Annotated in this window: 9 protein-coding genes; 7 read left to right on the top strand and 2 right to left on the bottom strand. The window is 69.5% G+C overall.

The features are described 5' to 3' along the window. Positions 1-44: 44 nt before the first annotated feature. Positions 45-1,484: a hypothetical protein gene (locus FL311_RS35465; RefSeq protein WP_228557299.1), complete on the bottom strand. Its 1,440-nt coding sequence runs from the start codon at positions 1,482-1,484 to the stop codon at positions 45-47. A gap of 880 nt (positions 1,485-2,364) precedes the next feature. Here FL311_RS35465 and FL311_RS35460 point away from each other — a divergent pair. The 6 genes from FL311_RS35460 to FL311_RS35435 all read left to right on the top strand — a co-directional run bounded on the left by FL311_RS35460 (position 2,365) and on the right by FL311_RS35435 (position 9,552). After that, a complete protein-coding gene (locus tag FL311_RS35460) occupies positions 2,365-3,630 on the top strand; it encodes a hypothetical protein (RefSeq protein WP_141332117.1) in 1,266 nt (421 codons plus the stop codon). Between the two features lie 92 nt (positions 3,631-3,722). Continuing rightward, entirely contained in the window at positions 3,723-4,550 is an 828-nt protein-coding gene (locus FL311_RS35455; RefSeq protein ID WP_141332116.1) for a hypothetical protein, read from the top strand. A gap of 89 nt (positions 4,551-4,639) precedes the next feature. Next, positions 4,640-4,972, top strand: a complete 333-nt coding sequence (locus FL311_RS35450; RefSeq protein ID WP_141332115.1) for a hypothetical protein — start codon at positions 4,640-4,642, stop codon at positions 4,970-4,972. Further along, entirely contained in the window at positions 4,969-6,126 is a 1,158-nt protein-coding gene (locus FL311_RS35445; protein ID WP_141332114.1) for a hypothetical protein, read from the top strand. Before FL311_RS35450 ends, FL311_RS35445 begins: the two co-directional genes overlap by 4 nt. Positions 6,127-6,289: 163 nt before the next feature. Then, positions 6,290-8,527, top strand: a complete 2,238-nt coding sequence (locus FL311_RS35440) for an RCC1 repeat-containing protein (protein ID WP_141332113.1) — start codon at positions 6,290-6,292, stop codon at positions 8,525-8,527. A gap of 62 nt (positions 8,528-8,589) precedes the next feature. After that, entirely contained in the window at positions 8,590-9,552 is a 963-nt protein-coding gene (locus FL311_RS35435; protein WP_141332112.1) for a VWA domain-containing protein, read from the top strand. Positions 9,553-9,613: 61 nt separating this feature from the next. On the opposite strand, the gene FL311_RS35430 is transcribed toward FL311_RS35435, so the two are convergent. Next, a complete protein-coding gene (locus FL311_RS35430) occupies positions 9,614-10,609 on the bottom strand; it encodes a VWA domain-containing protein (RefSeq protein WP_228557298.1) in 996 nt (331 codons plus the stop codon). A gap of 462 nt (positions 10,610-11,071) precedes the next feature. On the opposite strand from FL311_RS35430, the gene FL311_RS35425 reads away from it, so the two are divergent. After that, on the top strand, positions 11,072-11,632 hold the full coding sequence (locus tag FL311_RS35425; RefSeq protein ID WP_141332111.1) for a DUF2378 family protein: 561 nt from the start codon (positions 11,072-11,074) through the stop codon (positions 11,630-11,632). The last annotated feature ends 12 nt before the right edge of the window (positions 11,633-11,644 follow it).

Raw genomic sequence — 11,644 nt, 5'->3', positions numbered from 1 at the left:
GACCATGAGTGGGGGATTCTCGTGCGCCGGAGGGGGACGGCGGGTCAGAAGGAAGGGGGCGTGACGGAACGCACCCTTCGGGGGAATTCGCGCTCGAGCTCGGTTCGGAAGGCGATGAGCCGCTCCCGGGCGGTGAAGGGACCGCTGCCAGCGATAGCGCCGAAGAAGCGCTTGCGCACGCCTTTACGCGTCACGCAGAGCACCTCCGTGACGCACAGTGCCACCCCGCCACCCACGGCGGGCAGCGGCCGCATGGTGTTGAAGTGGATGGGCGCGTGCCGCTCCAGCGCGGCCTCGTCCTCCACCTCCAGGGTGATCTTCGACAGGAGCGCGTTGCCGCACAGCGCGGAGGCCACCTGCCGCAGCCCCGGCGTGTAGGCGAAGCCGTGCGTGGTGAGCGACGGCATCCACCAGGGCAGCGACGGCGAGTACAAGGTGGAGAAGATGTCCTCCAGCACGCCGCCCTCCGTCCGGGTGTGCTCGAGCAGGTGGGAGACCCGCGCGGGCGTCACCGGGCCGTCGCGGGTGAAGGAGGGAATCACCGCGATGCGGATGCGCCGCCAGGGCCTTGGCACCGACGTGGGCGCATCCGGCAACACCGGCACCAGCATCGTCGGGTTGTCCGTGCGCAACAGCCCCCCGTGGGAGCGCCCCAGCGCCCCCAGCACCGCGCACGCCAGGTTGCGGAAGTCGAGCTGCTCGGGCAGCGCCACGCGCAGCAACGCAGAAGGGTCCGAAGGCCCCGTCAACCACTCCCCGCTGTCGGCGCCCTGGGGCCCGCGAGGCAGCGCCGCGGCAATCGCCCGCGACACCTCCATCATCGCCGTGCCGTCCATCACCAGGTGGTCGAACGCCAGCTCCAGCGAGCCCGTGGTCCGCTCCACCCGCGCCCCCAGCCAGGCGCTCGTCGTCAGCAGATGGGACGTCCAGGCGCTGTCGCCGTGGCCCGCGGCGTCCACCACCACCTGGGGATGCAGCCCGTCGCGGCGCGCCTCGGACAGCGAGCAGGGGGCGCGGGACTCGAGGAGCGCCGCCACCGCCTCGGAGGTGAGCGACGCGCCCACCAGGGGGAGCCGAACCACCCGGAAGCCGCCTCCGGGCACGGTGACGGCCACGGTGAGCACCCCGTCATCCGCGACGCGCTGACGGGCATCCAGGCCCATGCGCCCCAGCCCCGCCAGCCAGACATCCGTGGGCTGGTTGTGCCGACGGCCCCGCGTGCCCACGTGCCAGCGGGCCACCTGGGCGAGCAGCGCGGACACCCACTCGCCCCCCCGGGTGTCGATGCCCAGCGGCTGCACCGTCATCATGACGCGGCGCGAGCGCGGCTCGGTGGACAGGAAGCGCTCCCACGACGTCAGCTCCGGCACCACGTCCGACACCTGGCGCGCCGGGAAGGTCCGCTGCCAGCCGTCGCACGCCCCCACCAGCACTGACAGCGCCTGACGCGCCACCGGCACGAAGTGCGGGAACTTGTGCGCCATCGACTCCCGCACGCGTGAGCGGGTGTCCCCGGCACGCTGAAGAGCGAACGAAGGAATGGAACCAGAGCCGTCCATGGCACGTGTCCCGCGCAAGCGCACCGGTGAGGTGACCCACTGCATTGGCCGTGGAGTGTACCGGACACTTCCCGCCAACGGGATTCTGTCGCACGTCCTCATGTCGAGACACACCCCGGATTCATACGGGTGGTGAAGGACTCACGCCCTCATCCCCGTTTCATCGCCGGCACGTCACCGCGACCAGCACCTCACCGAGTCCCAGCCCGCCACACGCACAGCGCGGGCCGCCCCCACGGTCTCCAGCCGGGCGCAGCGGGACGGGACACTTCCGCTCCCAGCGGCCCACGTGGACCTTCCACCCGGACGCCCTCCCACGTCCCCGCCAGGAAGGCGCCGGGCCCTTCTTCCGCGTCGCGCGCGGGTGTGTCCCCCGCCGCGCCAGGACACGACGCACACCGACGTGCGGTTTCCACGCAGACATCCCATCCAAGCACTTGCATCAGAGCGACAGGCTTCACGCGCGTGTGACGGGGCGCCCCCGAGGCTCGCGCCGACCCCTCGGGAAACCCAAACAAAATCAAACTAGATTTCACTGACAAAACAACATTGAACGACAAAGTCGCTTTAACCCAACCCGCACTGGCAGTCACACCCGCAATCGGTAGGATGGGTTTGTCCAGGAAGAAGCACCCCGTCTGGACAGAGGGGGGAATCCAGCCACACAGCACCTGGCCCGGCTTCGGTGCCTGCTCGGTGACGGGCGGGTGACCGCGACGCCAGCACGCGGCCTGCGCGCCCATGGCACGCAGGCACGGGACGGGTGCGCCCTCTATTCCTCACGCCACGCAAAGGAATGCAATCCATGAAGAAGCTTCTCGCTACCACCGCGGCCGCGGCGCTCTCGCTCACCGCGACGCAGGCGCTCGCGGCGCCCATGTCCCCGTCCGCCAAGCCCATGGCGCAGTACTTCTCCCCCACGGTCCAGGACGCGTTCACCCTGCTGGGTGACACGGACAACAACAACCTCGTCTATTACGTCCCGCGCCGCGGCGGCGTGGCCGTGCAGTCGCCCCAGACGACCAACCCCATCCCCCGCTTCCAGATCACCTCCTTCATCCCCATCTTCGGCTACTTCGCGGGCCTGGAGCTGGCGAACCTGGGTGGCTCGTTCTCCACCACCAGTGACCTGGGCGCGCTGAACCGGCTGTCCACGGAGGCCGCCGCGCTGGGATTCCAGATCGCCCCGGCCCCGGCCAACCGCTCCACCACGCAGTTCGTGCTGTCCGGTTACGCGCCCGTCAACGGTCGCGTGGAGGTGGACTGCGACTTCGAGATCCTCGTCGTCAACGGCCGTGAGGTGCGCGTCCCCGTGTGCTTCACGCACCTGGACCCGTCCCAGCCGTACGACATCAACACCAACGTGATGTACAAGTTCAACACGCTGCCCGCCGTCAGCGGCAGCGTCGTGGCGCAGGACATCGCCTTCCAGGCGACCACCCTGCCCGGCTGGACGCCGCAGCTGCGCGCGCTGATGGCCACCGGCGCCCAGTGGGACAACATCATGACGGCGCAGATCGACTGGGACATCAAGACGCACAACCTCACCCGTCAGGCGCGCTTCACGGTGAACTGGCGCTCGCTGTTCGAGCAGGCCAGCGCGTTCGCGGCCTTCCACCTGAGCTCCTGCGTGGACATCGAGGTTCGCGCCTTCTTCGAGCGCCTGGTGACGTGTTCCGCGGAGAACGCCTGCGGCATCCGCATCGAGTACCTTGGTAGCAACGGCCAGTGGGGCCCCACCGCGCCCAATGACGCCAACTTCATCAACGTCGTGAACGCCGTCCAGGCCCGCCTCCAGGACGAGCTGTTCAACGAGGTGCGTCGCTACACCACGCCGGTCAACGGCCAGGTCTCCAACCAGACCAACTCCATCTTCACCATGCGCGCCAACTACGAGAAGCTCATCCTGGAGCGCAACGAGGTCGTTTACATCCAGTACAACCCGGGCCCCACGGACTTCACCGTCAAGACCAACCTCAACGTCACCTGCCTCATGGATGGCTTCGAGATGGGCCGCGTGAACTGGAACATGAACGACGCGGGCTGCCGCGCGCTGCTGGGCCAGCCGTAGTCCGTCGCTGGCGCTGATTCGACTCCGGGGCGGAGGCCACCTTCCTGGCGGCTTCCGCCCCCCTTTCCATCCTCACCCCAGGCCCTGCACCCATGCGATTGCTCTCGCTCTGTCTCACGCTCGCCCTGTGTCTGGCGGCAGCCCCCGCCCAGGCCCAGACGGACACGCCCCCGCTCGACTACGCGCGCACCCTTCGCGAGTCGGAGATGGTGTTCATCCCGTACATGGGCATGAACCGCGGTCCCATCTTCTATACGCAGTACGCCCAGGTCGCGACGGACTCCGTGGCCACGGTGGGCGGCATGCGGCGGCTGTTCGTGAACCTGCACCCCACCGCCCATACGCTCAACCTGTACAACGGCTTCATCAGCCGTCACGGCATCACCGACGCGCGCCTGCTGCCCACCTTCCCCGCCACCGGTTGCCAGCCGACGCAGGCCATCATCGACCTGCTCCCCGGCATCCCCGCCAGCTACAAGCCGAAGGCCGTGGGCGGCAACTACCCGCTCGTGTGTGGCATCAGCGTCCACTTCCTGCCGGCGGACGAGGCCATGGTGCGCGCCCACATCGCCGCCAACCCCGTCATCACCCTGCGCGTCAACGTGCCGCTGTGCGCGCCCTCCAGCCCGCTGCTCAACGTGCCGGGCATCAACCAGGTGCTGGTGACCAACGGCGCGCTCCAGTCGCAGCCCACCGGGGGCGTGACGGGCAACAGCTGGGACGTGCTCTTCGAGTCCGCGAAGCTCGCGCAGACCAATCCCTCGCTCTTCGTCACCGCGGACCCGCAGGTGGGCTGGGAGACGTATGTGAAGGCCTTCACGCTGGACCTCGCCGCCCAGACGGCGACGATGACACCCGCGGTGGCCGGGAGCTCCTCGGCCATCTGCACGCCCGCGCCGCTGGCGCTCGAGCACGGCTGAGACGCCGCGCCCGGACATTCGAACCCTCACATCGGCAGCCGGGGGCGGACATGGCGTGGGCCATGACGCTCCCGGCTCGGGAGCTTTTCATGAAGACACGATGGGTCTGGGTCCTGATGGGACTCGTGGGCGGCATGGCGTGCTCGGACAAGGACGACCCCGACCAGGGCGAGACGCCGGGGCAACGCCGCGCGAAGCTCCAGCGCTGCATCGTCACCCGGCTGCCCCGGCCCACGGGCTCCGTGGAGCCCACGTGGTCCGTGTCCGGCTTCGCCTTGGTGGGCGCCTACCGGGCCTGTGAGCCGGACGCGGAGCGCGCCACGGCCTCGGACTTCGGCCAGGTGGTGGAGGACATCGCGCGATGGGAGTCCGAGGACGTCTCGCGCGTGAGGCTCACGCAGCCGGCGGAGCTGGCGCCGTGAGGCGGCTGGCCGTGCTCGCGCTGGTGCTGCTCGCGGGGATGGCGTCCGCGTCCGCGCGCGGCGGGGTGGCCCAGGAGTGCACCGGGTGCCACACGTCCCAGCGCACCGAGCCCCAGACGCGCTTCGCCAACGGTCTGGGCCGGTGGAACGACAGCCAGTGTTACGGCTGCCACGCCGAAATCAACGATGTGGCCCGCAAGCGCCAGAAGCGCGAGCCGGACCCGCGCTACTTCGCGGTGCCGGTGCGCGAGGAGAAGCTCGCCCACCTGGCCGCCACGCCGCTGTCGTACATGAACGCGCCGGAGCTGCTCGAGGAGCCCGGACACGCGGTGCCGCGCATCTCCGCGCGGGGCCTCGCGGCGTTCCTCAAGCGGCCGAGCACGCTCTCGCAGAAGGAGGGCAGCCGCGCCCCCCGGATGATGGCCTACCCCGCGCTCCGCCCGGGCGACGTCCAGGACATCGCCGCGCTGCTGGCCGTGCGGCTGCCGGCGAAGGAGGCGCCGCTGGCCAGATTGGCGCCGCACGAGCGCCCCGTCGCCGACGCGCTGTGGAAGGCGCGCTGCGCCGCGTGCCACGCCGGCCCCCGTCCGCTCTCCGGACGCGACGGCGTGTCGCTGGGGCTCTACACGCCCGAGTGGACGTACGAGTACTGCCGCGAGCCCTCGCCCCACGCGCGCGAGGGGCGGCAGATGCCGGAGGTGCCGCTCACGCTCGACGAGGCGAAGCTGCTGCATCGCCTGTTCGACGCGCAGCGACGCGAGAAGGAGCGCGAACTGGATGCACGCGTCACGGGCCTCGCGGTGAAGCAGGCCGCCGCGCCGGGCCCGGTGCCTCCGACGATGCTCGCGTACCTCTGGGGCCCGTTCTTCCGGGACGCCACGTGCGTGCACTGCCATGCGACGAGCCCTCGCGCCGCCAGTGCCTTCACGGCGGATGCACAGGGGCTGAAGGCCTATCTGAAGAAGAAGTCCGGCGAGGAGTTCTGGCGGCGGCTGGAGACGCGCGCGCTGGAGGCCGAGCACGGCCTGGTGGCCGCCTCTCCCGGCATGCCCATGGCGGGCGTGGAGCTGCCGTCGGAGCTGCGGGCGCTCGTCGCTCGGTGGGTGGTGGACGGCTGCAAGGACACCGAAGGCAAGTCCTGGTGCCGTCGCTGACGGCCTTTGTGGGGGACGTTCGCGCAGGTTCCGCGACACCGCATGGCGCGCCCCTCGGAGCTGGGGGCGCTCGTCGCTCGGTGGAGGGGGTGGAGGGTTGAAGGAGTTTCCGCAAGCAGGTCCTGGTGCCGTCGCTGACGGCCTTTGTCGGGGAGGTTCGCGCATGTTCCGCAACGCGACGTGGAGCAGTTCCGTCCGGTGGTGCGCCGTCCTGGCGCTGTGGCTCCTCGCGGGCTGCGGCGAGTGGGCGATGGCGCCGGCCCCCGCGCTGAGCCAGGTGCGCGTGCCGCTCGCCGGCCGGAGCTCCGCGTCGCGCCTGTCGCTGGGCCAATACCACTCGGTGGGCGTGCACTCGGACGGCACCGTGTGGGCCTGGGGCTACAACCGCCAGGGACAGCTGGGCAACGGCCAGCTCACCGACAGCCCGACGCCGGTGCGGGTGAGCCAGCTCACGGACGCGGTGGCGGTGGCCTCGGGGGACTACCACTCGCTGGCGCTGCGCTCGGACGGCACCGTCTGGGGCTGGGGCGACAACTACTCCGGACAGCTCGGCACGGGGACGACCAGCGCGAGCGTGCAGCCGGTGCGGGTCCAGTCCCTGACGGGCGTGCTCTCGGTGGGCTCGGGCTTCTCGCACTCCGTGGCGCTGCGCTCGGACGGCACCGTCTGGGCCTGGGGTGACAACCGCTACAAGCAGGTCGGTCCCCACTCGGCGACGAGCAACTCGTTGCCCATCCAGGTCCCCGGCCTGCGCGAGGTCATCGCGGTGGCGGCCGGCGGCAACACTTCGCTGGCGCTGCGCGCGGACGGCACCGTGTGGGCCTGGGGCGACAACCGCAGCGGTCAGCTCGGCGACGGCACGGTGACGACGCGCGGCCAGCCCGCCCAGGTGCTCGGCCTGACGGGCGTGGCGACGGTGTCCGCGGGCGCGTCACACTGCGTGGCCTTGCGCTCGGACGGCACGGCGTGGGCTTGGGGACTCAACGCCACCGGGCAGTTGGGAGACGGCACGGTGAGCAACCGCTCCACGCCCATCCAGGTGCCGCTGACGGAGGTGATGGCGGTGGTGGCCGGCAACTACCACTCGCTGGCGGTGCGCTCGGACGGCGCGGTGTGGGCCTGGGGAGACAACCGCTACCGGCAGCTCGGCAACGGGACGCTGACGAGCAGCCGGGTGCCCATCCTCGCGGGGCTCACGGGCGGCGTCACGCTGGTGGCGGGCTTCAAGCACTCGCTGACGCTGCGCGCGGACGGCACCGTGTGGGCCTGGGGCGACAACGCGTTCGGCCAGCTGGGTGACAGCACCTTCCAGCCGCGCATGTCGCCGGTGCGCGTGGGGACGACGCAGACGCTGGGCAACCCGGGTGTCACGTCGGGCCAGCTGCACTCCGTCTACCTGGACGCGTCCGGGAATGTCTGGAGCTGGGGCGACAACGAGAGCGGCCAGCTGGGCAACGGCACGGGCGCGGACCGGCTGACGCCCGCCCTCATGGGGCTGTCAGGCGCGGTGTCCGTGGCCGCGGGCGACAAGCACACCGTGGTGCTCAAGGCAGACACCACCGTGTGGGCCTGGGGAGTCAACAGCCGGGGCGAGGTGGGCGACGGCAGCAACGTGGACCGCTCGCAGCCCGTGCGGGTCTCCAACCTCACGGGCATCTCCGCCGTCTCCTCCGGGGCCCTGCACTCGCTGGCGCTGCGCAACGACGGCACGGTGTGGGCGTGGGGCTTCAACCGCTACGGGCAACTGGGGGATGGCTCCACGGCGGACCGCAACGTGCCCGTGCGGGTGACGGGGCTGACGGGCGTGACGGCCATCGCCGCGGGCCACAGCCACTCCATGGCGCTGCGCTCGGACGGCACCGTGTGGGCGTGGGGATACAACTTCGACGGACAGATTGGCAGCGGGACGAACGCGTGGCACATCGTCCCGGTGCAGGTGGTGGGGCTCACCGGAGTGACGAGCATCATCGCGGGGGGCTACCACTCGCTGGCGCTGCGCTCGGACGGCACGGTGTGGTCCTGGGGCTACAACGGCTCGGGGCAGCTGGGGAATGGCTCGACCCTGAACCTCAACGCGCCCGGGCCGGTGTCGAACCTGACGGGCGTCGTCTCCATCGCGGCGGGGAACTTCCACTCGCTGGCGCTGCGCTCGGACGGCACGGTGCGCGCGTGGGGGTTCAACTTTGACGGCCAGCTGGGAGATGGGCTGCTGGAGAACCGCCACGTGCCGGTGATGGTGGCGGGGATGAGCAACGCGGTGGCCATCATCGCGGGGGACCACCATTCGATGGCGCTGCGCTCGGACGGGACGGCGTGGGCGTGGGGATACAACGGCGAGGGACAGTTGGGGGACGGCACGCGGGATGACCGCCTCATTCCCACGCAGGTGGAGATGTTCTGAGGCGCCACGCTTCACGGGACGGCCGTTGGGTCCCTTCCGCAGCACCCGACAAGGAGACACCCATGTTGCCTCGAAGACTGAACGAGCGGGCGTCACGCGCGCTCACGGCCAGCGGCCTCGCCCTGGTGCTGCTGGGCGGCGCCGACGCGCGGGCCTTCACCGAGGAGCACGTCATCATCCTCATCGACCGCAGCGGCTCCATGCTCACGACGCGCGCCTCGGGCCAGACGCGCTTCGTGGAGGCCGTGACGCGGGGACGCGACTTCGTGCAGACGCCCAATGTCCTGCCGCGCCGCTTCGCCGTGTGGACGTTCGAGGGGGCCACCTACCGCCGTGAGCAGGGCTTCATGGACGGGGCGTCGACGGTGACGACGCTGAACAACCTGACCTCGGGCCTGGGGGCCACGCCGCTGGCGGTGACCGTCTGCGATGCCGCGGACGAGCTGCTCCAGTTCGAGCCCGGTGTGGACGCACGCAAGGTGGTCCACCTCATCTCCGACGGAGAGGAGAACAGCACGCCCGAAGACTCGCTGTGCTACGGGCCGTCCAGCAACAAGCGCTACCCGGACCTGGAGGAGGGCTCGTGGCAGTGGAAGGTCCGCAACATGCTCAAGACGGGCGACCCGCTGCGCGACAGCCCCAACCCCTTCCAGCTCGTGTTCGACGCGGACGTCTTCTACAACCACCTCAACCTGTCGCCCTTCGCGGACCCGCTCGAATCCCCCTTCCTCGTCCTGCTCCGGGGGTTGTCGCGCGACTCGGGCGGTCAATACATGCCCATCGAGGACTCTCGACCGCTTCCCATCCCGGGTGACACGGATGGCAACGGGTGCATCGACTCGAAGGACTACTACCTCATGCTCGCCAACTACGGGCTGAGCATCCCCCCTGGAGACCCCAAGGCCGACTTCAACGGAGACAAGGTCGTGGACTTCACCGACTACAGCATCGTCCTGGGCAATCTGGGCCGAGGCTGCACGGCCGGACCGCAGCCCTGGGTCCCCATGCGCGTGTGGCGGGAGTAGCCGACCCTGGCGTGGACCCGGCCTGAGACAGCTTGCCGGGTCCGCGCCCCAAGGCTTCACGTCAGAAGGTCACGTTGCACCGACCGCCCATCCCCCACTGAGCGATGACCATGGAGTAGTCGTTGTAGTCGACGATGAAGTCACCGTTGATGTCGGCCCGCTTGTCCCCAGGCGGAACGGTGTTGCCGAAGTTGGCGAGCACCAGGTCCAGGTCCACGTTGTTGACACAGCCGTTCCGGTCGACGTCGCCGAGCGCGGGAACCGGCTGGTTGTCCTCGACGACCGTGAGCCGCCCACCGGACTCCTCGGCGATGGCGCGCAGGTACCTGACGAAGGGGCCGCCAGTGGGAGCGGGCAGGCTCGCATCGGCGACAAGCCTCCCGTCCCGCGAGACCTCCGGGACCACGTCCGAGCCGCCATCCCGGAGGGACAGGAAGCTCCCGAAGAAGGTGATGTGAGACACAATCTCAAAGCCGGCCGGAGGCACATTGGGATTCTGGGCACTTCCGGTCCGCAGCTTGTTTCTCACCTTCCACTGCCAGGACTGGGGGTCCATCGCGGGGCTGTCCGGCCCCTGGCACTCAGAGCCCACCGGGCTGTCATTCTCCTGGCCGTCGGAGCTCAACTCGATGCGCTTCTGCGCGAAGACGTTCGTACGGAACCCCTTCAACCTGTTCACCGCCTCGCAGGCCGAGTAGGCCAGCGGGGTCGTCCCATTTCCCGCCTGCAAGGCGCTCAAGGCGTTGAAGATGAGCTGGGGTTCCGTCGTGAAATCCTGATGCACCTGATATGAATTATTCTCGAATGACCAGACCGCCATGTATCGCGGGAGTGACGAACCCGCCTCCACCACCTCCCTGGCCATTTGCATGCCCACCGCGAACCGCTGACGGCTATCCAGCGAGCGCACGGTCTTCATCGACCCGCTGCGATCAATCAGGAAGACCACATGCACTTCCTTGAAGGGAAGCGACTGCGCCATCACCACGCCTGGGCTGGCGAACACCAGCAGTCCCAGGAGCATGGCCCAACGAACGACGGCATCGTTTTTCGTCACGGGGGCATCCTTTCGCGAGGGAGGGGGGACGACCCGACTCGAAGTCCACGACTGAGCGGAGTCCGTCCCCAGAACGCCAGACACTCGAGCGCTCGAGCCCTGTATGCCATACAGTTTCAACCCGACCAATAAGGGGAATCACATAACATCCAAACCACACCACGGACGCCCATCCAGGATTCCATCGGACAGACACACCCTGCGATGGCGTGACACACTTTCGATGACGCCCTCCGTCACATCCAGGAGCGTCGCCGGGGCGCGATCACCTGTCCCGAGGCTCGTCGCGGTCTGCCCTCCTCCTCGGAGCCCGCGCCAGGCTTCACCAGGGACCTCCGGGTCTTCTCCCGTCCCTGAGCCTCCACCGTGCGGGGCACGTCCGACAGGACTGGCCTTGGGAGGTCGGCTCCGGAGAGAATGCGCGCGCGCCGGTGGGTGGCCGGCGACCTTGGGGGAAAGCGCATGAGCCAGGAGCGCGTCATCTTCGGCAACACGGTGGACAGCCTGTATCTGAAGACCCTCGACAAGGACTTGTCCCACGACCTTCGCAACGAACTGCGGGAGCTGGGCATGGATTTGGACGGCCCGCTCCAGGCCGCCTATCCCCACGCCGTCTGGGTGCGCTGCCTGGACACGGTGGCCCGCGCGCTCCATCCGGACCGGACGCTCGAGGAGGCGCGCCGGCTGCTCGCGCGGCGCATGATTGAAGGCTACGCGCAGACGGTCATGGGCGCGGCGGTGCTCACCCTGGCGCGCGTGCTGGGCCCCATGCGCTCGCTGGGCCGGATGACGCACAACTTCAGGAGCGGCAACAACTTCACCGAGACCCGCGTCTCGGTGGTGAACCCCACCACCGCGGACCTCTGGTTCAACGAGCCCGCGGCCACCGAGGGCTTCGTCGAGGGCGTGCTGGAGGAAGGGCTGCATCGCATCGGTGTCCGGGGGCTGACCATTTCCCGCACCCGTCACGACGAGGACTCCTGTACCTATCGGCTCGAGTGGTACGACCCCTCCGCTCGCTGACCTCCTTCCCCG

Origin of the sequence: Myxococcus sp. AB025B (assembly GCF_006518215.1) — a bacterium.
Taxonomy (GTDB): Bacteria; Myxococcota; Myxococcia; order Myxococcales; family Myxococcaceae; genus Myxococcus; species Myxococcus fulvus.
Note: the sequence above shows the minus strand (reverse complement) of the source record. Positions and strands in the feature narration are given on the sequence as shown.